The organism is Paraburkholderia lebeckiae (genome assembly GCF_014201005.1).
Taxonomy (GTDB): Bacteria; Pseudomonadota; Gammaproteobacteria; order Burkholderiales; family Burkholderiaceae; genus Paraburkholderia; species Paraburkholderia tuberum.
Genome location: NZ_JACHDK010000007.1, coordinates 272,110 through 297,875, shown reverse-complemented (window position 1 = coordinate 297,875; position 25,766 = coordinate 272,110). Strand labels below are relative to the sequence as shown.

Sequence of the window (25,766 nt, the reverse complement as noted above, 5' to 3'; positions counted from 1 at the left end):
ACATCGCAAAGAACGTAATGCAGGTTCACTGGGTGGATCCGGATAGCGGCGAAATCGTGATACATCAGCACCCAGGGCCGGTCTGATCGCTATGATCTTCCATTCGCAGCAGGCGCCCCGCATTGGCAATTACAATGAACGTGCCAAGGTTATGCAACAGCGCGATCCAGACGGCGCTTAACGTGCCCGTCGCCGCCAGCACAATCACCGCGACCGTCCACCCCAGGCCGATCGCTACATTGGTGGTCGCCGTGTGCAGGCAGCGCCGCCCAAGCCGCACGCAGGTCACAATACGTCGCAGATCGTCGCCGAGCAGGACGACATCGGCCGAGGCCACCGCGATGTCGATGCCGCGCTCGCCCATTGCAATGCTGGTAGGCCCCGCCTTGATGGCAAGCACGTCGTTCAGGCCGTCGCCGACCATCAGGGGATGATAGCCGGCCGCCATTTCCTGCACGACATAGTCAAGCTTGTCATGCGGCAATGCCTGAGCTACGACGATCCCAATACCCGTTTCCGCCGCGAGCTTGCGAGCAATGGGTTCGCGATCGCCGGTCAGAAGAGTCTGACGCGTCAACCCGAGTTCCCGTAAGTCGGCGAGGGCGTCCTTCGCCTCCGCGCGCAGCGCGTCGGCGAAACCGAACCACGCCAGCAAGCGGCCGTTCAAGGCGAGTCCCACGCAGGGACCCTCGATCTCGCGCGGCGGTTGCGGCAAGGCCTGCACGTAGTCCGCGAGCAAACCGTGGCGGCCAAGCACGGCGACGCCTTCAGCAGTATCGGCCACGATGCCGAGGCCTCTCAGTTCGCGAGCCTGTTCGAGCGGCGCCTCTTCGACGCCCGGATTGGCATCCGCCGCATAGCGCACCAGCGCGCGACTCACCGGATGCGCACTGCCTCCGCCAAGGCGCCCCGCCAGTTCCAGCACCTGCGAAGCATCGACACCCGGTTCCAGCAACACCTGCTCGACGCGCAATTCGCCGTAAGTCAGCGTGCCGGTCTTGTCGATCACCAGCGAATCGATCTGCGCAAACTTGTCGAGAAACGCTGCGTTCCTGAACAGGATGCCGTGCCGCGCGCCCGCGGCGATTCCGGCAATAGCCGTGGACGGCGCGGCGAGCACCAGCGCGCACGGGCACGCCGCAACGATGACCGCCAGCATCGCCGAGGCATTCGCCGAGGCGAACCATACGATTGCCGCGATCAGCAGGACGAGACACAGATAACCGCCCATGTAGCGCTCGAGTATCTGCGTAATCGGTGGCTTTGCCTGCTCGGCTCGCTGCATCAATTCGATGATCCTGCCGAGTGTCGAGTGTTTGCCCGCGTGCGTGACGTCGATGCGTAGCGGACCGTCGAGATTCATTGCACCGCCGAAAACGGCTGTCCCCTGCGCGACGTCGAGCGGCACGGACTCGCCGGTAATCGGCCCATTGTCGACGCTCGACTGGCCATGCTGGACGACGCCGTCGGCGGGAATCCGTGCGCCGGCCACCACTTCGATCTGGTCGCCGGCCCGCAGCGCGTCGTAGGGCACTTGTTCGATCGAACCGTCTGCCCGAATGCGTCGCACCTTGCCCGACGCCAGCCGGCCGAGCGCCCGGATCGCCTCCTGCGAGCCGAGTACGCTGCGCTCTTCAAGCGCGTGGCCGAACGTCATGACGATCGGCAACAGAGCCGCCGTGGCCATATCTCCCACGGCCCACGCAGCCAGCATCGCCAGCGCGATCAGGCGGTCGGTCACGCCGTGCAGACTGGGCGACTTGAGGCTATGCCACGCGCTTGCGAACACCGGTCCGGCCACGACCAGCGACGCAAGTCCGGCGAGTACCTGCGCCAGCGTTTCATCCGCCGGGGCGAAAGCATGCCACGCTGTCGACAACACCAGCAGGCCGCCGGCCAACAGCGCAAGCGCGACGTGCCGCGTCATCGCCCGCTGTTCGTTTGCCGACAAGGCGATCGGCCTGCCCTGAGTGAGGCCGTCGGTGTGATTCGCGTGCGACGCGTGGTCGTCAGTGTGTCCTGGGTGCCCGATCCTCGCGCTCATCTCGCATTCCCCGGCAGGATCAGGTTCGATGTGTTGTGCGGGTCGACGGTCGTCACGCTGGCCGCTTTCGAGAGGATCAACTGCACCCGGTCCCGATAGACGCGCGCGAGAAGGCCCGGATCGCTGTTATTGCGCAATGGCGCTTCCAGTTGCTGAATGGTCAAGGTTTTCGCCCGTGCGGTGGCGACGCGTTCAACGGCACTCGCCTGTGCGTTCTGCACGATCCGGTCCGCGTCCTGTTGGGCATCCTGCCGGGTCTTCTCGGCGGCTGTGCGTGCTTCGGCCATGCTGCGCTCGGCCACCTGCAATGAGGTCAGGACCGAATTGAACGCACTGACGGCGGCAGCAGGGAATGCGGCCTCGACATCGACTCGCGCAACTTCGACGCCGAGTCCCGCATGCTGCGCATCGAGTTGCCTCAGGTGTCGCTCGATTTCCTGCGCGAGATCGCCGCGCAAGCGCTCACGCTTGACGGCCAGTTGCTGATCTGCCGACAGCCGTTCCGGCCGCGCGACCAGGATCGCATCGAGGTTGCGCTGCGCCACAACCGCGACCGCCGACGCCGACACGATCCGCTCGAGCGCGGCATCGAGCCGGTCTTTTTGCAGGACATAGGCGTAGGCATCGACCACCCGGTAATACAGCGTGGCATGCAACTGCAAGACGCCGTTGTCGCCGGTCAGCAGGTAACCCGAGCCGGCGAGCGCATCGGGCAACAGCGCGCCGGCTGCCGGCGCGGCTGGCAAACCACTCGGTCCTGTCGCGCCGTCCGTGTCGGACAAGGGCGGCACTTCCGGCAAATGGGCGTCCGCGTCGCGCGCGCGCGGATCGCGTTCGAGCGACTGAATGCGTTGTTCGAGCACGCGCGCACTGCCAGGCACCATCAGGGTCGACTCGAACGGACGCGGCCAGGCAACCAGTAGTCCCGCGTCCTGGGTGCGCACGAATGCGCCGAAGCGCAGCACGACCGCGCGGCTGTCGGGCGGAATGCGCCGGATGTTTGAACCGGCCCATGCGCATGCGGCGAGAACAGTGACGGCTACCACGAACCAGAACGAGACCCGAACCGCCTGTGCGCCGGGCCCGAGCGGCGGCAAGCTGGTGTCCGTGGTCATCGCGCGGCCCTGGAATTTTTCGACGCCGACGCAGATACCATGCCCGCGTCCGCCTGCCGCGACGGCTCGGCCCCCAGCTCGACGGGCCCTCGCACCAGCGCCTGGAACGGCGCCGCATCGGTGCGCAGGATCAGGTTCGTATTGGCGCTGACCACCGAGTCGAGCGTGTCGAGCGAGCGCAACATCGTATAAAGGCGCGGATTGCCGGCATAGGTGTTGCCATAGATCGCGGCGGCGTCCTGGCGGGACTGCGCTTCGATCTGCGCAGCATTCACGTTCGCGTCGGCAACCGCCAGACGGGCGTCGCGATCCGCGTCCGAGCGGATCTGCGCGGCCTCGCGATTGCCGTCCGCCGTGCGCTGCGCAGCAACCGTCTCGCGCTCCGCGCTCATCCGGCTGACCGTCGCCGCGAGTGTCACCGCGGGCAACGTCAGGCGCTCCAGTCCCACTTGAACGACATGCACGCCGTAGGCCGAGTAAAGCTGCGCGTCGATCTGACTGCGCAGTGCGTCCTCGAACGCGGAGATGCGTACCCGTGAGGGATCCGTGTTGACGAGCGACGCCAGCTCGAAGCCGGCCGACGTGGTTTGTAATGACGAACCGAGCAGCGAGCGGATTTGCTGCGCGGCCTCGTCGGGCCGGTTGCCCACGGCCCGAACAAAGCGGCGCACGTCGTTCGGATCCGCAGCGACTTTCCACGCGACGTAGGCCTGCACGATGATGCGCAAGCCGTCACGCGTACCCACGTCCTGCAAGCCACTCGATGTCGTATGCAGGCGCAGATCGACCGGCACCGCCGCCTCGATCGGCGCGGGCAAACGCCACGCGAGACCGGGTTCGAGCAGCACGCGCACGGGTCGCCCGAAGCGCGTGATCACCGAGGCCTCACCCGCCCGCACCGAAATGAAGCTCGCCACGACAAACGCGATGACGACGCACAGCGCGGCAAGCAGGACGCGCACGTAGAATGGACCGCCGCGAGCCGCCTGTCCGTTGCCGTGATCGTGGTGGTGATGCCCGTGGCCATTGGTATGCGAATGGAACAAACTCATGAAGTCACCTTGAGAACAGCCTGTCCGGCGTGTGGCGCGCGCATCAGTTGCTACGACGGAAGCCGGCGAGATCGCCGGCCGTGAAAGTGCGCAGATCGAGGGTCGCGCGCTGGTCGGCGACCAGCCGGTCGTCGATCACCGTGATGCGCGCGTTCTGCAATCCACGCTGCAACCGCGCCAGGTAGTACTCGAACGCAAAGGCCGGTCCGCCCAGACGGTATGCCACCGTGTCGGCGGCAAAATCGATCTGCTGCACATGCGCCGACGCAAGCGTGTCTGCCGCTCGCGCCGAAGCCTGAGCGACCCCGGTGAGCGCCTGTTGCCGTGCATTGCCCAGCACTTGCGCCGCGAAGCCATGCGCCCTGGCGACACTTGCCTGCGCGCGGATCTGCGCGGCCTGCACGTCGTGATAAGCCGAGGCAGCGCCCGCTGGCGGGTGCACGCTCTCGATGACGACCGCCACGACTTCGATGCCGCTCGCGAGCTGATCGAGTTGCCGCTGAACCGCGCCGCGCACCTTTTCAGCAATGGCGGTCTGGCTTGTCTCGAGCAAAGCCTGCAGCGTATGCGAGGCGAGGTAGTGCATCACCTCGCGATTGGCGATCGAGCGGACCGTGCCTTCCGGATCGACCGACCGGTACAGCGCGGCCCGCGCGGCAGCGTCGCTCAAGCCCACGCGGTAATCCAGCCGCACATCGGCGTTGACGATCTGAAAGCTCTGCTGATCGCCGGTGGCGCCGGCGATCACTTGGCTCGTCTCCCATGGATGCCGGACGTCCCAGAGACGGTTCAACTGCTCAGACGTCGGACCGTCGGCGTCGACGGAGGGTGCCGCGACGCTGCTGTCCTCTGCGCCACCCGAGACGATGAGTTGATGCACCGCGCCGTTGTCGACAAGTCGGGCCTTGCCGAACGGCCAGGGCATGCCGATATGCAGCCCGGGCGACCACACGGCCACCGGCGCGCCGAATCGCTCGTATACCGCGCGTTGCGAAGGGTCTAGCACCACGACGGAGGTCAGCAACCACGCACAGACGGCCATCGTCACTATCGTGGCGGGTAACAGCCGCATGACACTGCGCAGCACCCAGTTCTGGCGCAGATCGATGCCATAGCGGTCATGCAATTCGGCGCCGATCGACGCCAGCGGCGAGCGGCGATAATGCAATAGTCCGGCAAGCACGCTCGATGGCACATGCGTCGCATGTTCACCGGCGCGCGGCGGGAAGATCCGTAGAAGAAGCGTGCGCACCGCCATTTCGACGGCAATGGCCGCACAGAAGACTGCGGCAATATGCACGACCAGATCGAGCGTCATATGCGCGTAGACCAACCATCCGGCCGACAACGCCGCCCCGAGTGCGCACAGGAGTAGAACGCGCAGCAGGCCCGCCAGCGACGCGGACAGCGAGTCACGCGAGCGCTGCGCGTCGTGGGCGTAAAACCGTTCGGCAACGAGCGTGAAAAAAGCCAGAGTCTGCGCAGCCGCGCCGCTGACGATCGTGAGGGACGGCGCAACCATCGCGTGGATCAGCACGTCAGGGGCCAAGGGCTGGAACGCCATTGCGGCGATCGCCACGGACAGTCCGGCGCACATTGCAACGCACCAGGGCTGCCAGCGAAGGATGCGCACGAGGTTGCTGAAGTCCGGCTTTCCGGCGTCGCGCGAGACGACTTGCTTCACGAAACTTACGCCGCGCTTCCAGTTCGATTCCTTCTCCGGATACGCCGGTGCGCGCGCTGCCGATGAACGCCAGAGCGCAACGACAAGCACGTTCAGGCATGCGCTCGCCATCACCGCGCTCCAGCGCAAATCGATGGGCACGCTCTTCGACAGGCTCAAAACGCCCAGCACCCCTGCCAATGCCGCAGCCACCCATCCGGGCAGCAAGGCATCGTTACGTCCGGCCGACCGCTCACGCGCGTCACTTTCTTCCCGCCTCTCCCGCGTCGACATCAGCGATCCTTACCAATCAATTACAAACTGTGTGAGGAACAACGTCCCTGAAGGCAGCTGCCATGATCTGCGAGGCGCAATTTAACGCGTCAGGTGGGGAAACTCAAGGTTGTCCGTCGACAGGAATCAACGGCCATAAAGGGAGCAGACTCTGGAGGTTGTCGCGACGCCATCTTCCGTGCCACGGTCCGGCCGCACCGCGATCAGGCATAACGGGCACGTCGAAGATCTTGTGCTGCTGCGAGCCTTGCCTGCATCAGGCGCGCTCATTCTGCATGAACCTAGGTTCGCGAAACACCTGCCAGCGACCAGGCTCGTGCCCGGGTCCATACCTGCCCCACTCCGTAACAGGCGGCCCCAAGGATGCCGACGAAAAAACCGACTGGCCAGTTGGAGACATAGGAGAGGGCGATCGATGTCCACACCGTAACGAGCGAAATTCCAACCGACACGCATATCGCAAGAATCGGCCGGTCAGTCAGCGAGCGGGCCGCAGCCGCGGGCCCGATCATCAGGCTGAACACCAGCAGCGCGCCTACTACCGGGAGCGCCATTGCCGTCGCAAGCGCCAGGATGCTCATGAACGCAAGTTCCATCGCGCGGCTCGATACGCCTCTCGCCTTCGCCAGATCGGGCGATACCGAACTGAGCAGGAGTGGCCGGAAGAGCACAACCGTAACCGCAATCGAGAACCCGCTGATCGCGGCAACCGGCGCGAGATCGGTGTTGCTCACGCCCAATACTTCGCCGAAGAGAAGGGCATAGACCGCTTGTGAATACTCGCTCGTCATGCTCAGGAACAGCGCCCCGAGGCCTAGCAGCGTGACGAGGCACAGGGCGGTTGCGACTTGGTGACTTCCGCGCCGGCCCAGCCAACTGATTCCGAACACGCCGAGACCAGCGAAGACGATCAGGCCGAAGAGCGGATTGATACCGAGCAGGCTTGCCGCTGCAGCACCCGGAAAGGTGCCGAGCGGCAACGCGTGCGCGGCGAACGAGGCGCCTCGAATCACCACGAAGAATCCGATGAATCCGGCGACCGCTGCTACGATGCTCGCCACGATCCATGTGTTGGTCATGAAGCTGGAGAACATGGTCAGGCCTCACCCGCTTCACGGGTGTTCAGGGCAATCCGCGCGCCCGTTGGGCGCTTTCGTACCGGTCCGGCGCGACCTGTGATGACATACAGGGCGAAGATGAGCGTCACCACGAAGAAGCTCACTGGCCAGCCGTGCCCGCGTGTCCAGTAGTAGCTGTCGTACGCGAGCAGGATGCCACCCCAGGTCGTGCCCAGGCCGATTAACGCGGACAGACCCGTGGCCCAGCCTGGCCGCTTTGCCACCCTCAAGGCGATCGCCGCCGGACCTATCAGGAGTGCGGTCGACAGGATGGCGCCGACGGTAATGGCTGATAGGGAAACGGCCAGCGCCAATACCAGCAGGTGCAGGAGTCCGACCGTCCGTACCCGCACGCCCATGACCGCGGCCAGCTCTGGGTCAACGGAGCTGAGCAGCAAGGGACGATAAAGCACGCCCGCGGCAATCAACGCCCCCGTACCCACCGCCAGCGCAAGCGGAATGATCGATGCCGGAATGGCGAACATTGATCCGAACATGACGGTGATGGCCGCTCCAGTCGTGCTTTTCGATGTCACGTCGAGGTAAAGAAACAGCGCGGCAAGACCAAGCCCCGCGCCCAGCACGACGCCGGTCACAAGGTCGCGCTCACGGGCGCGGCGCACCCGCACCAGTTCCATGCCGCCCGCTGCCATGACCGCCATGATGAGAAATCCCAGCAACGGGTTGATGCCGAGCAGGAACGACGCAGCACCGCCCGCGCTGCTGACGTCGGCCAGCGCGTGGCCGGCGAAGGACTGGCCCTTCATGACGGTGAATACGCCAATTACACCGGACACGACCGCGGCGCCGCCGCCGACTGCCATCGCGGTATGCACCGGTTCGCTGCTAAAGAAGCCCGGTTCAAAGATCAGGGTGAGCAGGGAATCCATCTTGAATCAGGGAACCTGCGCAATGTGGGCGGGGTCTCGCCGAACGGCGGCAAGCATTTCGGCCTCGGTGCCGGCGGCAATCACCAGCACGCGGCCGTGCACGCGGACGACATCGATGTGATAGCCGTACAGTCTGCTCAGGACCTCGGTACGCACCACTTCGTACGTCGCCCCGCTCGCTGCGTGGCCATTGGCGAGGTAGACGATCCGGTCCATCACCGGCAACAAGGGATTCATGTCATGCGCCGAAAGCAGGACCGCAAGCCCGTGCTCGACGCTCAGGCGGCGCAACAGCGCGACAATTTCGGCGACGCTGCGCATGTCGAGGTTGGCCAGAGGTTCGTCCAGCAACAGCAGCCGGGGACGGCGAACCAGAGCGTGTGCGATCAGTACCCGCTGCTGCTGGCCTCCGGATAGTTCCCCGATGCGCTGGTCGGCGAAAGGCTCTGCATCCACGGCTTTGAGCATCCCGTCGACCGCCTCGCGGCGCTTGATCGACGGTAACGGCAAGCCGAGCCTGTGGCCCTCGAGGCCGAGCGACACCAGATCCCGCGCACGCATCGGGAGGTAGGGGTCGAGCGCGATCTTCTGCGGGACGTAACCCACCGAGGTCAGGCCGCGCGCACCATTGATCCTGATGCTACCTGCACTCGCTACCTGGAAGCCGAGGATCGTACGCAGCAGCGTGGTCTTGCCCGAACCGTTCGAACCGATAAGGCCGCAGAACTCTCCCGCTTCCAGACTGAAACTCACCTCATGTAGCACGCTGTGCCCCGGGAAAGAGACGCTCACCCGGTCGACCGCAAGGACCTCATTGCCAGGGCACATGCGGCTCACTGCACAGCCTGCAAGGTTTCGGTGGACACTTTGGAAGTCACAGCCTTTTCCAGGGCATTGACTTCCGCCAGCATCCACGACTGGTAAGTAAAGCCGGGGGTTGGCATGGTCTCGTAGACGCCGACCACCGGAATACCATTTTTCCTGGCCAGATTGAGGAACGACTGGGTGAGCGCATCCGTGACCTGCTGGTTGTAGACGAACACCTTGACCTTGCGGTCCGTGTACAGGCTGTTCTGTTTCGTCACGTCCTGCGGAGAGGGATCGGTGCCGTTCATGATCGCCGCCTGCAGGCTGAAGGGTGTGGCGATATCGGTGCCGACCGCTTCGAGCATGTAGTTGGCGACCGGCTCCGTCACCGCGACAGGCGTTTTCGCATAGTGCGCCTTGAACGATGCAATTGCAGCCAGCCAGGGCTTGAGTGATGCGTCGAACTTCTTCACGTTGGCTTGAAAGTAGGCTGCCTGCGCGGGGTTCAATGCGGAAAGGTCCGCCGCCACTGCCTTCGCAACCACCGGCATGGTTTTCGGGTCGTACCAGAGGTGCGGGTTCGGCGTGCTGTCGGGCAGGCCGAGCAGGTGTTGGGCGTCGATGACCTTGCGTTTGCTATTGGGCGCGGCTGCAATGATCTTGTCGGCCCAGGCGTCATATCCCACGCCGTTCTTGACGATCAGATCGGCGGAAGCAATCTGCGCTGCCACCTTCGGGTTGACCTCGAAGGCGTGTGGATCCGTATTGGGATCCGTTTCGATCGCGCTCACCTGAACGTACTTGCCGCCGATCTGGGCGATGACGTCGGCGTACTCGTTTTCCACACCGATGGCGTTGATTACGCCAGCCGCCGCTGATGCCGCCATGGCGCTTTCCTGATGCACGGCAAGCAGTACCAATGCAGCCAAAAGGCTACCGATGGGCTTTCGTGCGGCGCGCCAAACAAACCGGTTTGGCTGTCCTGAACTCCAGGATAAGCGGTGCTGAACGGAGTTGTGAAGCGTGGCGGCGATTTTCATTGGCGTTTCTGGTCACGAAAAATAGAATTCCGATAGACTTAGATGCGTTATAACATAACAAATGTGGTGTCCAACGTTTCCACCGGACAGACGGGCCGTCCCGAACCGTGGCATCAGCTAGGCGGGCTGTCACCGCATTGGGGGCACCTCGACCGTAACCATTCGCTCAGCGCCCGGGCACCTCGGTGGGCGAACATGCTTGAGCGCGTGCCGCTCACAGGAGAATGCAATGCAAGATGCAACCGGCTTCCAGCGTATCCCGACAACCATCCTGACCGGCTTCCTCGGTGCCGGAAAAACGACCTTGCTCAACCGCATCCTGACCGAGCATCACGGCGGACGCGTTGCGGTCATCGAAAACGAGTTCGGCGAAGCGGGCATCGACAACGAATTGCTGGTGCAGGACGGTAACGAGCAGATTGTCGAAATGAACAACGGCTGTATCTGTTGTACGGTGCGTGGCGACCTGGTGCGTATTCTTTCGACGCTCGCCGCGCGACGGGAGTCAGGAGAACTCGCGTTCGAGCGGGTCATCATCGAGACAACGGGACTTGCCGATCCGGCGCCCGTCGCGCAAACGTTCTTTGTTGACGATGTCGTGCAGGAGAAATACTTGCTCGACGCCATCGTGACGGTGGTCGACGCGCGGCATGGCGGCGAGCAGCTCGACGAACATCACGAAGCGCAGGAGCAGGTCGGATTCGCGGACCGTATCCTCGTATCCAAGGTGGACCTCGTTGGCGAAGAGCAGGCGCAGCAACTGATGCGCCGGTTGCGGCAGATGAACCCGCGCGCGACGATCAGGCCAGCACATTTTGGCGAGACGGACCTGAAGCAACTGCTCGACATCCGCAGCTTCAGTCTGGATGCCATCGTCGACATCGAGCCCGATTTCCTTGAAGACGTTTCGCACGAGCATGACGACGATGTGACGTCCTTCGTCTACCGCACTACTGCGCCTCTGGATCGCGACAAGCTCGAGGCGTTCTTCAGCGCCACGGTTGCGATCTATGGTGCCGCGATGCTGCGCTACAAGGGCGTGCTGAACCTGGCGGGTGTCGACCGCCGCGCAGTGTTCCAGGGCGTACACATGATTTTTGGCGCGGATATCGGTAAGTCCTGGGGCGCGAATGAAACGCGCGAAACCCGGATTGTTTTCATCGGCAAACAGTTGCCACATGATCTTTTCAAGGCGGGCCTCGACAATTGTATGGCTGACGAAGTCCTGCAGAACTGACACGAAGGATCGCAAGCCTGTTTGCCGCGCACACGCCTCGGCCAGCAGGCTGGCCATGTCGATTCGTGCGATCTTTTTCACCACGTTTGAGGCTCCACTGTTTCCATGCACAAGCTCCCCGTCACCGTACTGTCCGGCTTTCTCGGCGCGGGCAAGACCACGCTTCTGAACCACGTCCTGAATAACCGCGAAGGCAAGCGGGTGGCCGTAATCGTGAACGATATGTCGGAAGTCAACATCGACGCTCAACTGATTCGCGACGGCGGCAGCCAGCTCTCGCACATCGACGAAAAGCTCGTCGAAATGAGCAACGGTTGCATTTGCTGCACATTGCGCGAGGACCTGCTGATCGAGATCCAGCGGCTCGCGCGGGAGAAGCGCTTCGACTATCTGCTGATCGAATCCACGGGCATATCCGAGCCCTTGCCGGTGGCGGAAACCTTCACGTTCCGCGACGAACAAGGTCACAGCCTCTCGGATATCTCTCGCCTGGACACGATGGTGACGGTCGTCGACGCCTATAACTTTGTGCGCGACTACGGTTCCCACGACTTCCTGGCGGATCGCGGCGAAACGATGGGCGGGGAAGACCGCCGCACCGTGGTCGATCTGCTGACCGAGCAAATCGAGTTCTGCGACGTGATCGTGCTGAACAAGACGGACCTTGTGAGCGCAAGCGATTTGGAGTTGGTCAAAGGCGTGCTGCGGGTGCTGAACGCCCGCGCGAAGATCGTCGAAAGCCGCTTTGGCCAGGTGCCGATCGGGCAGGTTCTCGATACCGGCCTGTTCGACTTCGAAGCCGCTGCGCAAGCGCCTGGGTGGCTCAAGGAGATGCGCGGCGAACACATTCCCGAAAGCGAAGAATATGGCATCACCAGCTTCGTCTACCGCGCGCGCCGTCCGTTTCATCCGCAGCGTTTCTTCGAGTGGATTCAGTGCGAATGGCCGGGCGTCGTGCGCTCGAAGGGGTACTTCTGGCTAGCCTCGCGCAACCATGCGGTCGGCGAATGGTCGCAAGCCGGCGCGATCTCGCGTCACGGACGCGCCGGGACCTGGTGGGCGGCCGTGCCCAGCCACGCCTGGCCGCAGGAGCCCGAAGCACAGGCGATGATCCGAAGCCGCTGGCATGAGCGTTTCGGGGATCGTCAACAGGAACTGGTCCTGATCGGCACCGGAATGGACGAGGCAGCCTTGCGTGCGTCCTTTGATGCCTGCCTGCTAAGCGAGGACGAACTGGCCCGTGATGAAGTCGCGTGGCACAAATTTACCGACCCGTTCCCTGAGTGGACGCAGTAAGGTGTGTCCACCCAGGCAGTAACCTGGCACCAGGCATACTCAATCGCATTGAGGTACTTCGCGTGCCTAGTGCGGGGCACTCAGGCGAGTTCAACCGGGCCGTGGTCGTCGCAATGATCGCCGTGCGGATGGTGCAGGTGGCCGTTGACCAGGTAGTCGACGTGATCGCCATGCGGTACCGCATCGTGGCCGCATGCCGGCCCGTGGACATGTCCCGGCTCATGACCGCCGCAGTTGGAAGTACATTGATCCGGATTTTTTGCGCTCACCTCCACCCGGTGTTCGTCCACGTGATCGCCATGGGGATGGTGCAGGTGACCATCATGCAGATAGTCAATGTGATCGCCATGCCTTATCGCAGTGTGTCCGCAGTTCGGACCGTGCTGATGGTCATGATGGGCATGATGCGGTTCGTTGCAGGTGCTCATAGCGATGCTCCTCGACTCACGTGATAGTGAACGCATGACGGGGGCTTCGCGGCGTGCCAGCAACCGGCAACGGTTAATCCGGCCAGATGTTAAGCGATCCTCCTCACGCACGGCGAAGCCAACGCCCTTTGTTTCCCCCTAAATGATGCCATACCCCCAATAAAGTAAACGCGTCCGTGCCTTAATTAACTGGCGCGGCGGGTGCGATAGTCGGAAAACATCGGGGCTTGCCTTGCAGGTCAGCGGCAAAACGCGTCATTCCTCCTTCGGTGGCACATCAAGTTCGGAACGGCGGATGCTCCACACACGTGTTCAGCCATGTCGCTGATGACACGCTTTACGTGCTCGTCAGCTGCTACATAGAAAATCTGTTTCCGCCGATCGGCGCGCAGCAGCCGGGCTGCTCGCAAAAACCGCAGGTGATGAAAGAGTCACGTCGCCAATAGATGACGCACCGCCGCATGCATGGAAATACTGCGGTTGCCCGTCCTTTGCCCAGTTCGACCGACGTCGAATGGCTGGGTCCCAGGCTCGAACGTGTACGAAGGGTCGAATTGAGCGATTAGCTATCCGCAACCGAGCGATTGCGGCTGCACCTTCAAGGTGGGGCCGTCGCGAGGCCTGATGTCCGTGCCGGGGCGCGGCGTGCCGGACTTGTGGCCAGCCGCGCTCGCAACAGGTCGTCGGGATATTTGCCAAAATGTGAACGTCGTTTATGATAGCGAATGGACGGCCGCAGTCTGGCGGCGATCTAACGCTAGTCGTAGGCGGGTGCTCTGTCATCTCGCAGGTATCCGGCTCGGCTTTAACCTTTACGCCGAAAGTTGTTGGTAGTTATGAGGCGTGGGCCAGACTACAGGAGGAGCTCGCCGTGCCACGCGAAGCCGTCACCGCCTGCCGCATCTGCGCCGGCAACTGTTCACTGCGCTTGACCCTGGACGACGCCGGACGCGTCGTTGCTGCGCGCGGCGATCGCGACAATCCGCTCACGCGCGGCTACGCCTGCATCAAGGGCGCGTATCTGCATGAGGCGCATAACAGCGCCGAGCGGCTCCTGCACCCGCTCAAACGGCAGCCCGATGGCAGTTTCGTGCAGATGCCGCTTGATGTAATGCTGGCAGAGATCGCGGCGCAACTCCAGGCACTGATCGAGCGCCACGGCGCCGATGCGGTCGCAGCCTTTCGCGGCACCATGAACTACTCTAACCTCGCCGCCAGTCATATGTTGCCCGCCTTTCTCGCGGCGCTGGGTTCGAATTCGTTTTTCTCGACAATGACCATCGACCAGTCGGCCAAATGGGTGGCATTTGAGCGACTGGGCGGCTGGGCTGCCGGCAAAGATCCGTACGCGCTCGCCGACGCGCTATTGTTCGTCGGCACCAATCCGCTGGTGTCGCTATCCACGTTCAACTTTGCATTGCAGAATCCGGTCAAGCAACTCCACGAAGCGAAGGAACGCGGCCTGAAGCTGGTGGTGATCGATCCACGAGAGACAGAGACCGCCCGCCATGCCGATGTCTTCCTGCAGGTGCTGCCGGGCGAGGACCCGACCGTCCTGGCTGGCCTGCTGCGCATCATTCTGTGTCGCGGCTGGCACGATGCTGAATTCTGCGCGCGCTACGTCAAGGACCTGCGACGACTGGCGCGCGCGGTCGAGCCGTTCACGCCCGAATACGTCGCCCAGCGCGCCGGCGTAAGCATTGAAGGGCTCGAAGCCGCCGCTGCGGCCTTCGCGGAACCCGTCCGGGAGGCCGGCGGCCTGCGCCGCAAGCGCGGCTCGGCCGCGTCGGGAACCGGGCCCAATATGGCGCCGCACTCCAATCTGGCCGAGCATCTGGTCGAATGCCTCAACGTCGTGTGTGGCCGCTTCGCTCGCCCCGGCGACCCTGTACCGAATCCCGGCGTGGTCGCCCCACGCTACCAGCGCCGCGCCGGAGTGATTCCGCCACGCCGTTCCTGGGAATCCGGCTGGAAGAGCCGTGTCGGCGGCTATGGCATGCTGTTCGGCCAGAAGATGAGCGGCACGCTGGCCCAGGAAATCACTACGCCTGGCGCCGGCCAGATCCGCGCGCTGTTGGTCGACGGCGGCAATCCAGTCGATGCCGTGCCCGACCAGCGCCGCATCGCCGATGCGCTGCGCCAACTGCAACTGCTGGTATGCATCGAGCCATTCATGACTAACACTGCGCGGCTCGCGCACTATGTGATTCCACCGAAGCTGATGTTCGAGCGCGCCGACCTGCATTCGCGCGACTACGAGTCCTACATCATGTTCCAGCCTTACGCACAATACTCGGCCGCCGTGGCGACGCCGCCGGAGGAATCCGAAGTCGTGGACGACTGGTTCGTATTCTGGGATCTGGCGCGGCGCCTGGGCAAGACCATCATATTCGACGACGTTCCGCTCGATATGCGCGCAGCTCCGACCATCGACGAGCTGCTTGCGATCCTGGTTCGCCACGGTTCGATCTCATTCGACGAACTGAAGCTGTACCCACAAGGGAAAATCTACGAGATCGAACCGATGATCGTGCAGCCCGGCGAGCCAGCGAATACCGCGCGCTTCGACGTGATGCCCGACGATGTCGAGCGCGAACTCGCGGGCGTACTGAACGAAGCGGGGGCGCCGGCGGGGTTCACGCATCGCCTGGCGGTGCGGCGCGTGCGCGACGTGCAGAACACCATGTACCACCACCTGCCCGCGGTCCGCCGGCGCATGCCGTTCAATCCGGCCTTCGTGCATCCCGATGACCTGGCTGCTCAAGGACTGACCGAAGGCCAGTGCGTGATCATTGTTTCGCCGCACGGCCGCATTCGAGCTATCGTCAAAGCGGACGCCGCTCTGCGCCGAGGCGTCGTGTCAATTCCGCACGGCTGGGGGCCGATGCCCGACGAGGAGCCCGAACCCTACGCCGGCGCCAATCCAAGCCAGTTGCTCAGCACTACGGTTGGCCTTGATCCGATCAACGCCATGCCGGTAATGAGCGCGGTGCCTGTACGCATCGAAGCTGTAGACTGAATCGCAAGAGAGAATCCCCCGGTTCGAATCGAATGGTTTGTTTTCGAGCACGACGATGCAGCTACCCGGCCGTCCTGCCTTGCCCGAAATCTGGCGAGCGAACCGAAGACACGACGCCACCACAACGTCCAGCAGCTCTGCGTGACGCTCGCGCATCCGATCGTCGCGCGCGACTATGCGGGGCCGGATATCGCGATTCGTCCGTTCGTGCCGGCCACGCGCTTTCAGACTTATTTGCTGTTCCCGCCGCATAGGCCGCGCGAGCGGCTTGCGTCGGCGTTCGTCGACGTCTTGCGCGGCTTACACGACGAACTGCTCGCCGAGGTACTGCCGCCGACGCGCAATGCGGCGCCTCGCGGGCGGTTGAAGCAGCGGGCAAGGGCTCGAGACGATTACCCCAATATCGCGCGTATTAGATCAGTTCGACCACGCGGGCTTTGGCCACCGTTGCGCAGAGGTTTCCCGATATGCAGTTGACCGAATATCAGCAGTCGAAAAGGCCGGTAGCCCGGCAGGCGACGGAACCTGATTGTCGAGCGTCGGTGGACGATTCGGATGAGCGAGCGGGGCGTACAGCAGGCCCAACGGCTTGCTAGGTCTTCGCAGATGCAGACCGCGCTCCGCACGCGCGAATCACGAGTTGCACGACGTGTTCGGTGGCTGCATGGAAGGCTTTTTGCGATAGTGCACGCTTGCCGCTGAGCGCGCGTATCTGCGCATCGGAATCCGCGTAGTGCTGCGTCGTGGCCCAGATCATATACATCAGCGTTTGCGCATCCACGTTCGCGAGCAGGCCGCGCGCAACCCAGTCGTCGATGACGGTCACGCGCGTGTCGAGCCACGGCTTCACGCGTTGCGCGAGGATGTCCTGCATGTGTTCGGCGCCATGAATGATTTCGTTTGCCCATACCTTCGATCCAAGCGGCCGCCGTCGGGACAACTCCATCTTCGCGCGCACATAGCCGCCGATCGCTTCGACAGGGTCGTCGCTCCCTTCGAACGTGTTTGCCGCGCGATGCCAGTCTTCGAACAGGTCTTCGAGCACGCGACGATAGAGCGCGAGCTTCGTCGGGAAGTAGTAATGGACATTGGCTTTCGGTAAGCCCGCGCGTTCGGCGATCATCGCCGTGCTCGCGCCATCGAAGCCGCGCTCCGCAAACACGGCCTCCGCGCACGCCAGAAGGTGCGCTTCGTTGCTCTCGCGAATCTGGGCCTTGCGTCGCCGCAAAGGTGGTGCTGAATCGTCGTTATCCGCTTCGCTCAACATTGTGTCGTCGTGTTTCATCGTGGGCCTCGGTGCCGCGTCGCGCTTTATTCTAGCCGCTTGCGTCAGCGTCGACATAGCCGTTCGTGCCGCCTTGTCATGCGAACAAAAAGACATGCTGCATCGCTATGGCATGCTTCTCGCTCTCATCGGGAACTGTTTCGGTTCGCACAAAAGACGTTGATTTGATGATTTTAATCGGCTACAACCTGTCCAACCGGACAGGATTCGCAGCAGGCTTCATGGTCAGGGTTTACCAAGACTGTGATCCGACGTTGCAGGCATTTGCGCAACGCACGCCGCGGGTGCATCGATGCCCCAAAGCGAATCCCGATTGTGTAGCCGATGCACCAGTTTCACTTCGTCGCGAGGCAATGCAAGGCGTCTCGCGGTTGAACTGCAAGCGTGTTGATCGAGAGGAGCAAGACGAATGAATGCGGTATCCGAAGGGTTGAAACAGGGACTCGATACGTCGATCGCGGTCAACGGCAAACGGTTGTGGGATAGCCTCATGACGATGGCAAAGATCGGCGCGACGAAGAAGGGCGGCGTCTGCCGTCTCGCGCTCACCGATCTCGACAAGGAAGGGCGTGACCTCATCGTCAGTTGGGCGAAGGAGGCGCGCTGCACGGTGAGCGTCGATCAGATGGGCAATGTGTTCATGCGGCGCGCGGGCTCGAACCCGAATGCGCTGCCTGTGCTGACGGGCTTGCATGCCGACTCGCAACCGACGGGCGGCCGCTTCGACGGCATCTACGGCGTGCTCGGCGGGCTCGAAGTGATTCGCAGCCTCAACGACCGCAACATCGAAACCGAGCATCCGATCGAAGTCGTGATCTGGACCAACGAAGAAGGTTCGCGCTTTGCGCCCGCGATGGTGGCATCGGGCGTGTTCGCCGGTGTCTTTACGCTCGACTATGGGCTCTCGCGCAAGGACGTCGACGGCAAGACGATCGGCGAAGAGCTGAAACGTATCGGCTATGCGGGCGACGTGCCGTGCGGCGGCCATCCGCTGCACGCGGCGTTCGAATTGCATATCGAGCAGGGTCCGATACTCGAAGCCGAGCACAAGACGATCGGTGTCGTCACCGATGCGCAAGGTCAGCGCTGGTACGAAATCACGCTGACGGGCCAGGAAGCGCATGCGGGCCCGACGCCGATGCCGCGCCGCAAGGACGCATTGCTGGGCGCGGCGCGTGTCGTCGATCTCGTGAACCGTATCGGCCTGGAGCACGCGCCGCTTGCATGCGCGACGGTCGGCATGATGCAGGTCCACCCGAACTCGCGCAACGTGATTCCGGGCCGCGTGTTCTTCACGGTCGATTTCCGTCATCCGGACGACGCCGTGCTCGCGAAGATGGATGCCGCGTTGCGCGAGGGGGTTTCGAAGATTGCGGGCGGCATCGGCCTCGAAACACAGCTCGATCAGATCTTCTACTACGAGCCCGTCAAGTTCGACGCGGCATGTGTGAAGTCCGTGCGCGTCGCCGCCGAACGCTTCGGTTATTCACATCGCGACATGGTGTCGGGCGCGGGCCATGACGCGTGCTATCTCGCGCAAGTTGCGCCGACATCGATGGTGTTCGTGCCCTGTGTCGATGGGATCAGTCACAACGAAGTCGAAGACGCGACGCCCGAATGGATCGAGGCGGGCGCGAACGTATTGCTGCACGCGATGCTGGAGCGCGCTTGCGAGAGCGACTCTTAGGCGCGCGATGATGCTGTAGCGTTGCAACGCTTCACCCTTGAAACACGCCGTCCCGGCTTCGCTCGCGCAAAGCCGGCAGGCACCGCTACGTCCTCATTTTGATGAAGGAACGTGTATGGCCATCAAGCAAACCGGCGACATCGCGGCGCACCGTCTGTCGTCCGAACAGCTTTCGTGCGAGTTCGATGATATTGCGCCGCTGCTTGACCCGACGGCCGCCGCGGCGGCTGCGAGCCGCTGTCACTACTGCTACGACGCGCCATGTGTGCAGGCCTGTCCGACGCAGATCGACATTCCAGGCTTTATCCGCAAGATCGGCAATGGAAACCTGAAGGGCGCCGCCACCGATATTCTCTCCGCGAATCCATTGGGCGGCATGTGCTCGCGTGTGTGCCCGACGGAGATCCTTTGCGAAGGCGCCTGCGTGCGCAATCATCAGGACGCGCAGCCCGTGGCGATCGGCGCGTTGCAACGGCATGCGACGGACTGGGCGATGGGGCGCGAGGCTGTGCAGTTCGAACGCTCAACGGATAGCGGGCGTCACGTGGCCGTCGTCGGCGCGGGGCCGGCGGGGCTTGCGTGCGCGCATCGTCTGGCGGTGGCGGGTCATCGCGTGACGATCTACGACGCCCGCGATAAAGGCGGCGGCCTCAACGAATACGGGATCGCAGCATACAAGACCGTCGACGACTTCGCGCAACGGGAAGTGCAATGGCTGTTGTCGGTAGGCGGAATCGAGTTGAAGACTGGCGTCGCACTCGGCCGCGATATCACGCTCGATACGTTGAGGCAGCAACACGATGCAGTGTTTCTTGCGGTCGGACTCGCTGGTGCGCGCGTCCTGGAACTCGAAGGCGAGTCGCTGGACGGCGTCATGAACGCTATCGATTTCATCGCGCAGGTGCGTCAGGCGAGAGACCTGTCGACCGTGCCCGTGGGGCGCCGCGTGATTGTGATCGGCGGCGGCAATACGGCTGTCGATGCAGCCGTGCAAAGCCGCAAGCTTGGCGCCACGAGCGTGACCATGGTGTACCGGCGCGGCGTCGAATCGATGAGCGCGACATGGGCTGAGCGCGAGTTCGCGCAGAAGCAAGGCGTGACGCTCGTCACCCATGCAAAGCCGGTGCGATTGATCGGCAGCGATGGATCCGTGACAGGCGTCGAATTCGAACGCGCTGCAAATGGCCGCGGCACGGAGCGCTTCACAGTGGAGGCCGACATGGTGCTCAAAGCAATCGGTCAGACGCTGGTATCGATCGGACTCGATCACGAACTGTTGACGTTCGATCAAAGCCGCATTGCAGTCGATGCGGACATGCGTACGTCGTTGGACAAAGTTTGGGCAGGCGGCGATTGCACGGCATCGTGCGGCCTTGATCTGACGGTGCAGGCCGTACAGGACGGCAAGCTCGCGGCGGCATCGATCGATGCGGTTTTCGCGCTCGCCTCCGTGAAGGCGGCCTGAAAGCGCGATATCGAAAGCAAACGCCAACGCACGCAACGCCGCACGAAAACCGAACTCCACGGAGCCGAACATGGCCGATCTACGCTGCACGATTGCCGGCATCACATCGCCGAACCCCTTCTGGCTCGCTTCCGCGCCCCCGACCGACAAAGCCTATAACGTGAACCGTGCATTCGAAGCGGGCTGGGGCGGTGTCGTGTGGAAGACGCTCGGGCTCGATCCCCATGTGGTGAACGTCAGTTCGCGTTACGGCGCGGTGCAATGGAACGGCCAGCGCATCGCGGGTCTTAACAACATCGAACTGATCACCGACCGTCCGCTCGATGTCAATCTGCGCGAAATCAGGCAGGTCAAGCGCGATTGGCCCGAGCGCGCGTTGATCGTCTCGCTGATGGTGCCTTGCAATGAGCGCGACTGGAAATGGATTCTGCCGCTCGTCGAGGATACCGGCGCCGACGCTGTCGAACTGAACTTCGGTTGTCCTCATGGAATGAGCGAGCGCGGCATGGGTTCGGCTGTCGGCCAGGTTCCCGAGTATGTCGAGATGGTTACCCGCTGGGTGAAGGAATGCACGAAGCTGCCGTGTCTGGTGAAGCTCACGCCGAACATCAGCGACATCCGCATCGGCTCGCGTGCCGCCTACAAGGGCGGCGCGGACGGTGTGTCGCTGATCAATACGATCAACTCGATCGTCGCGGTCGACCTCGACCAGATGGCGCCGATGCCGACCGTCGACGGAAAGGGCACGCACGGCGGCTATTGCGGCCCCGCCGTCAAGCCGATTGCGCTGAACATGGTCGCTGAAATCGCACGCGATCCGCAAACGCCGAATCTCCCGATATCGGGCATAGGCGGCATTTCGTCGTGGCGCGATGCGGCCGAGTTCATGGTGCTGGGCGCCGGTAGTGTGCAGGTGTGCACGGCAGCGATGCACTGCGGCTTTCGCATCGTGTCCGATCTCGCGGACGGTCTGTCGAACTGGATGGACGAAAAAGGCTACGCGACGCTCGACGATATTCGCGGCCGCGCCGTGCCGAACGTCACCGAGTGGAAGTATCTGAACCTCAAGTACGACATCAAGGCGCGCATCGATCAGGACAAGTGCATCCAGTGTGGCCTCTGTCATATCGCCTGCGAGGACACGTCGCACCAGGCGATCACGCGCGAGAAAGAGGGCAAGCGCCATTTCGAAGTGATCGATGCGGACTGCGTCGGGTGCAATCTTTGCATGCATGTGTGTCCGGTCGAGCAATGCATCACGATGGAGCGTGTCGATAGCGGCGAGTACGCGAACTGGACCACGCATCCGAACAATCCGGTGCATGTCGTCGCAGACGCACCAAAAACGGCTGATGCACAGCAAGCGGCCAAGGCAGCCTGAAAAAGCGGCAGCACCCACAGTCAACGAACGACCAAGTGGAGATCCATCGATGAAGCAGACAGCGCAATCCGCCGGCGCGTCCGATGCGACCGGCGCGCACGGCGGCAGTCTTTATAACGACGACCTCGCGCCCACGGGCCCGGCGCAGCGCACATGGAGGTGGTATCACTTCGCCGCGCTGTGGGTTGGCATGGTGATGAACATCGCGTCGTACATGCTCGCGGCGGGCTTGACGGAGGCGGGCATGTCGCCGTGGCAGGCGGTGTTGACCGTGTTGCTCGGCAATGTGATCGTGCTGGCGCCGATGCTTCTGATCGGACACGCGGGCGCCAGGCACGGCATTCCGTACGCGGTGCTCGTGCGCTCGTCGTTCGGCACGCAGGGCGCGAAGCTGCCCGCGATGCTACGCGCGATCGTCGCGTGCGGCTGGTATGGCATCCAGACGTGGCTCGGCGGCAGCGCGATCTATACGCTGCTCAATATCCTCACGGGTAATGCGCTGCATGGCGCGGCGCTGCCGTTCCTCGATATCTCGGTCGGACAGCTCGCGTGCTTCCTCGCGTTCTGGGCGTTGCAGATCTACTTCATCGTGCATGGCACCGATTCGATTCGCCGGCTCGAAAGCTGGTCCGCGCCGATCAAGGTCGTGATGTGCATTGCGCTGGTGTGGTGGGCGACGTCGAAAGCGGGCGGCTTCGGCTCGATGCTGTCAGCGCCCTCGCAGTTTGTACCGGGCGGCAAGAAGGAAGGGCTTTTCTGGGTGACGTTCTGGCCAAGCCTGACCGCGATGGTCGGCTTCTGGGCAACGCTCGCGCTGAATATCCCTGATTTCACGCGCTTTGCGAAGACGCAGCGCGATCAGATGGTCGGCCAGACGATCGGATTGCCTGTACCGATGGCGCTGCTTTCGGTGATCTCGGTCGTCGTTACGTCGGCCACCGTCGTGATCTATGGCAAGGCGATCTGGGACCCGATCGATCTGGCGAGCCGCATGACGGGTATCGGCGTCGGCGTCGCGCTCATCATCCTCACGCTCGACACGATGTGCTGCAATCTCGCCGCGAATCTCGTCGGCCCTGCATACGACTTTTCGAGTCTGTGGCCGAAGGGCATTTCGTATCGCACGGGCGGCTTCATGACGGCGAGCATCGCGATCGTGATGATGCCGTGGAAGATTCTCGCGACCACTCAGGGCTACATCTTTACCTGGCTCGTCGGCTATTCGGCGCTGCTTGGTCCTGTCGCCGGCATCCTGATGGTCGACTACTTCTTCATTCGCGGCACGCGGCTCGACCCGCGCGAACTGTTCGACGAGAACGGCGAGTACAGCTATTCGGGCGGCTGGAACATGGCTGCCGTTGTCGCGCTAGTGATCGGCGTGCTGCCTAATTTGCCGGGCTTTTTGCACACGGCGTTCCCCGCATCGTTTCCGAACGTGCCAGGGTTTCTCAATACGCTCTACACGTATGCATGGTTCGTGGGACTGGCGCTTGCATCGATCGTCTACGGCACATGGATGAAGCTGCGCCGCAGTCAGGGCGCGAGCATGGCGAACGCGTGAAATTCGTGATCTGAAGGAGGAGGCAACAGATGACAACCCTGATTCGCGGCGGCACGGTGATCGATTCCGACCGCACGCACAGAGCCGATGTGTTGATCGCGGACCCGCGGGACGGCGGCACGATCCTGCAGATCGATCGCACGATCGAGCCGCCCGAGGGCGCGCAGGTCGTCGATGCGCACGACCAGTACGTAATGCCTGGCGGCATCGATCCGCACACGCACATGGAGCTGCCGTTCATGGGCACAACGGCTAGCGACGACTTCTATACGGGCACGGCCGCGGGCCTGTCGGGTGGCACGACGAGCATTATCGACTTTGTGATCCCGAGCCCGAAGCAGCCGCTGATGGATGCGTTCAGGCAATGGCGTGGCTGGGCGGAAAAGGCATCGTCGGATTACGGCTTTCATGTGGCCGTGACGTGGTGGGACGACTCGGTCTATCGCGACATGGGCACGCTCGTGCACGAACATGGCGTATCGAGCTTCAAGCACTTCATGGCCTACAAGAACGCGATCATGGCCGATGACGAAGTACTCGTGAACAGCTTCTCGCGATCGCTCGAGCTCGGGGCGCTGCCAACGGTGCATGCGGAGAATGGCGAGCTCGTGTTCCAGTTGCAAAAGCAGCTATTGGCGAAGGGTTTCAAGGGGCCGGAAGCGCATCCGCTGTCGCGTCCGCCCGAAGTGGAAGGCGAGGCGGCCAATCGCGCGATTCGCATTGCGCAGGTACTCGGTGTGCCCGTGTACATCGTGCACGTTTCGGCAAAAGAAGCCGTCGAAGCGATTTCGCGCGCGCGCAATGAAGGGCAGCGCGTGTTCGGCGAAGTGCTGCCGGGGCATCTGGTGATCGATGAGTCTGTGTATCGCGACCCTGACTGGACGCGCGCTGCCGCGCATGTGATGAGCCCGCCGTTTCGCACGAGCGAGCATCGCGAGGCGCTGTGGCGCGGCCTGCAATCAGGTCAGTTGCATACGACAGCCACCGACCACTGCGTGTTCTGCGCATCGCAAAAGGCGATGGGACGCGAGGACTTCACGAAGATCCCGAACGGCTGCGGCGGCGTCGAAGACCGGATGTCGGTGCTATGGCACGAGGGGGTGAATCGCGGACGCATCACGCCGAATGAGTTCGTGCGCATCACGTCGACGAATGCCGCGCAGATCTTCAATCTGTATCCGCGCAAAGGGGCCGTGCAGGTGGGCGCGGACGCGGATCTCGTCGTTTGGGATCCGGCTGCGACGAAGACGATCTCGGTGAAAACGCATCATCAGAAGGTCGACTTCAACGTCTTTGAAGGGATGAAGGTGCAGGGCGTCGCGATGCACACGTTCACGCGCGGCGCGCATGCGTGGGCGGACGGTGATCTGCGCGCGCAGCGTGGCGCAGGGCAATACCTGAAGCGGCCGCCGAACGCTGCCTACTACGACGCGGTGCGTGTCGCGAACAAGCTGAAGGAGCCGCATCCCGTCGAACGCTGAGGTACTGCGGCTTTTGTTCGCGACGCTGCGCTTTCGTTGGTTTCTTGCCTGACCGGCGACGTTCGCCGGTCCGACGACTTGAGCAGGTGTTTCGAACAGTCGAAGTTGAGCGCGCTTATTGAGGCGCTTTACTCAGCGCTTTCCAAACGACTTTTGCGGCGGTCCGAAATGCGTCCAGATCAGGCGCGTTATCTCCGGCTCGACGGATAAAAACGACCAGGCCTTGCAAGTGCGAGACGAGCAAAGCACCTCGGAGCGCGCATTCCCCAGACGTCAGCGCCGGGTTTATCTTCGCAACAAGACTCGCAAAGATTTCCTGGAATTCTCCCGTGATTTCCGCCGTCAAATCGCGCGCAAAATCCTCATGCTCGGCCAAACTCCACGATTCGAGGGCGAAGGCGCTCGTGCTGGTGCCAGGCCGCGTCAGTGCAGCAAACGCCTCGTCGATGATCGCATCGAGGCGGGCTTCCGGCGATCGAAGCTTATCCCTGGCGAGCGTTCGATAAAGCTCAAGGTAGCGGTTGGCCATCGCTCTCAACGTGGCTCGCAACAGGTCTTCCCGGGTACCGAAATAGTGCTGCAAGGTGCTCAGGCGAATACCCGCATCGCTCGCCACACGGCGTTGGGTGAACCCTGCGTTACCTTCGGTAGCGAAAACGCTGATCGCGACCTGGAGGATCTCCGGCACGCGCGTTGTTCTGTTGCCTCGCCGCCTGGGCTCGGCTGGCGCGCTCGAGCCTAGCATTTCCGCCGATGTGATCGTCATTTCTTTCATCTGCGCCCAACTCCTCAGTGACGGGTTATCTCCGCAGGACAGTTCCTTCCGGCCGCCGAAATGGTGCGCCCGACTCGGCTCGCGCCTGGCTCAAGAGGTGATTCCTCAGTCAGTGTCTCCGCGCCGCC

General features: G+C 62.9%; 20 protein-coding genes and 1 pseudogene. 11 read left to right on the top strand and 10 right to left on the bottom strand.

Features of this window, described 5'->3' with window-relative positions:
• Positions 1-64: 64 nt before the first annotated feature.
• From HDG39_RS16260 to hflK, 4 genes are read right to left on the bottom strand one after another with little or no spacing between them, the layout of a single operon-like run.
• Positions 65-2,044 carry a heavy metal translocating P-type ATPase gene (locus HDG39_RS16260; RefSeq protein ID WP_221305759.1) on the bottom strand — a complete coding sequence of 660 codons (1,980 nt, stop codon included), beginning with the start codon at positions 2,042-2,044 and terminating at the stop codon, positions 65-67.
• A complete protein-coding gene (locus HDG39_RS16255) occupies positions 2,041-3,159 on the bottom strand; it encodes an SPFH domain-containing protein (protein ID WP_184006928.1) in 1,119 nt (372 codons plus the stop codon). Before HDG39_RS16255 ends, HDG39_RS16260 begins: the two co-directional genes overlap by 4 nt.
• A complete protein-coding gene (gene hflC / locus HDG39_RS16250; protein ID WP_184006927.1) occupies positions 3,156-4,211 on the bottom strand; it encodes a protease modulator HflC in 1,056 nt (351 codons plus the stop codon). The genes HDG39_RS16255 and hflC overlap by 4 nt, the downstream gene beginning before the upstream one ends.
• Positions 4,212-4,254: 43 nt before the next feature.
• Positions 4,255-5,790, bottom strand: coding sequence for a protease modulator HflK (gene hflK, locus HDG39_RS16245; protein WP_311666257.1), 1,536 nt, complete (start codon positions 5,788-5,790; stop codon positions 4,255-4,257).
• A 58-nt stretch (positions 5,791-5,848) separates the two neighbouring features.
• Between hflK and HDG39_RS35080 the strand changes: the two genes are divergently transcribed.
• A complete protein-coding gene (locus HDG39_RS35080) occupies positions 5,849-6,253 on the top strand; it encodes a hypothetical protein (protein ID WP_260327943.1) in 405 nt (134 codons plus the stop codon).
• 196 nt (positions 6,254-6,449) lie between these two features.
• On the opposite strand, the gene HDG39_RS16240 is transcribed toward HDG39_RS35080, so the two are convergent.
• The 4 genes from HDG39_RS16240 to HDG39_RS16225 all read right to left on the bottom strand — a co-directional run bounded on the left by HDG39_RS16240 (position 6,450) and on the right by HDG39_RS16225 (position 10,023).
• A complete protein-coding gene (locus tag HDG39_RS16240; RefSeq protein ID WP_184006926.1) occupies positions 6,450-7,262 on the bottom strand; it encodes a metal ABC transporter permease in 813 nt (270 codons plus the stop codon).
• Between the two features lie 2 nt (positions 7,263-7,264).
• Entirely contained in the window at positions 7,265-8,176 is a 912-nt protein-coding gene (locus HDG39_RS16235; RefSeq protein WP_184006925.1) for a metal ABC transporter permease, read from the bottom strand.
• Positions 8,177-8,182: 6 nt separating this feature from the next.
• Positions 8,183-8,929, bottom strand: a complete 747-nt coding sequence (locus HDG39_RS16230) for a metal ABC transporter ATP-binding protein (protein WP_311735892.1) — start codon at positions 8,927-8,929, stop codon at positions 8,183-8,185.
• Positions 8,930-9,009: 80 nt separating this feature from the next.
• The gene (locus tag HDG39_RS16225) at positions 9,010-10,023 is read right to left on the bottom strand and encodes a metal ABC transporter solute-binding protein, Zn/Mn family (protein ID WP_260327942.1); all 1,014 of its coding nucleotides are present in this window, start codon (positions 10,021-10,023) and stop codon (positions 9,010-9,012) included.
• Between the two features lie 229 nt (positions 10,024-10,252).
• On the opposite strand from HDG39_RS16225, the gene HDG39_RS16220 reads away from it, so the two are divergent.
• The 5 genes and pseudogenes from HDG39_RS16220 to HDG39_RS35075 all read left to right on the top strand — a co-directional run.
• Positions 10,253-11,260: a CobW family GTP-binding protein gene (locus HDG39_RS16220; protein WP_184006924.1), complete on the top strand. Its 1,008-nt coding sequence runs from the start codon at positions 10,253-10,255 to the stop codon at positions 11,258-11,260.
• 105 nt (positions 11,261-11,365) lie between these two features.
• Positions 11,366-12,556, top strand: coding sequence for a zinc metallochaperone GTPase ZigA (zigA, locus tag HDG39_RS16215; protein ID WP_184006923.1), 1,191 nt, complete (start codon positions 11,366-11,368; stop codon positions 12,554-12,556).
• Between the two features lie 113 nt (positions 12,557-12,669).
• Positions 12,670-13,008 carry a hypothetical protein gene (locus tag HDG39_RS16210; protein WP_184006922.1) on the top strand — a complete coding sequence of 113 codons (339 nt, stop codon included), beginning with the start codon at positions 12,670-12,672 and terminating at the stop codon, positions 13,006-13,008.
• 847 nt (positions 13,009-13,855) lie between these two features.
• Complete coding sequence (locus HDG39_RS16205) at positions 13,856-16,003, top strand: molybdopterin-containing oxidoreductase family protein (protein ID WP_184006921.1); 2,148 nt, start codon at positions 13,856-13,858, stop codon at positions 16,001-16,003.
• Positions 16,004-16,144: 141 nt separating this feature from the next.
• Positions 16,145-16,480: pseudogene (locus tag HDG39_RS35075) on the top strand (hypothetical protein); the annotation flags it as partial.
• Between the two features lie 115 nt (positions 16,481-16,595).
• On the opposite strand, the gene HDG39_RS16200 reads toward HDG39_RS35075, so the two are convergent.
• Positions 16,596-17,288: a TetR/AcrR family transcriptional regulator gene (locus HDG39_RS16200; protein ID WP_184006920.1), complete on the bottom strand. Its 693-nt coding sequence runs from the start codon at positions 17,286-17,288 to the stop codon at positions 16,596-16,598.
• 409 nt (positions 17,289-17,697) lie between these two features.
• Here HDG39_RS16200 and HDG39_RS16195 point away from each other — a divergent pair, with 409 nt between their 5' ends.
• From HDG39_RS16195 to hydA, 5 genes are all read left to right on the top strand, one after another.
• A complete protein-coding gene (locus HDG39_RS16195) occupies positions 17,698-18,975 on the top strand; it encodes a Zn-dependent hydrolase (protein WP_184006919.1) in 1,278 nt (425 codons plus the stop codon).
• A gap of 115 nt (positions 18,976-19,090) precedes the next feature.
• On the top strand, positions 19,091-20,440 hold the full coding sequence (locus HDG39_RS16190; RefSeq protein ID WP_184006918.1) for an NAD(P)-dependent oxidoreductase: 1,350 nt from the start codon (positions 19,091-19,093) through the stop codon (positions 20,438-20,440).
• A 70-nt stretch (positions 20,441-20,510) separates the two neighbouring features.
• Positions 20,511-21,821 carry an NAD-dependent dihydropyrimidine dehydrogenase subunit PreA gene (gene preA, locus HDG39_RS16185; protein ID WP_184006917.1) on the top strand — a complete coding sequence of 437 codons (1,311 nt, stop codon included), beginning with the start codon at positions 20,511-20,513 and terminating at the stop codon, positions 21,819-21,821.
• A gap of 49 nt (positions 21,822-21,870) precedes the next feature.
• Positions 21,871-23,382 (top strand): NCS1 family nucleobase:cation symporter-1, encoded by a 1,512-nt coding sequence (locus HDG39_RS16180; protein ID WP_184006916.1) that lies wholly within the window; start codon positions 21,871-21,873, stop codon positions 23,380-23,382.
• Positions 23,383-23,411: 29 nt separating this feature from the next.
• Positions 23,412-24,863, top strand: a complete 1,452-nt coding sequence (gene hydA, locus HDG39_RS16175) for a dihydropyrimidinase (protein ID WP_184006915.1) — start codon at positions 23,412-23,414, stop codon at positions 24,861-24,863.
• Between the two features lie 115 nt (positions 24,864-24,978).
• On the opposite strand, the gene HDG39_RS16170 is transcribed toward hydA, so the two are convergent.
• Complete coding sequence (locus tag HDG39_RS16170; RefSeq protein ID WP_184006914.1) at positions 24,979-25,638, bottom strand: TetR/AcrR family transcriptional regulator; 660 nt, start codon at positions 25,636-25,638, stop codon at positions 24,979-24,981.
• Positions 25,639-25,766 lie beyond the last annotated feature (128 nt).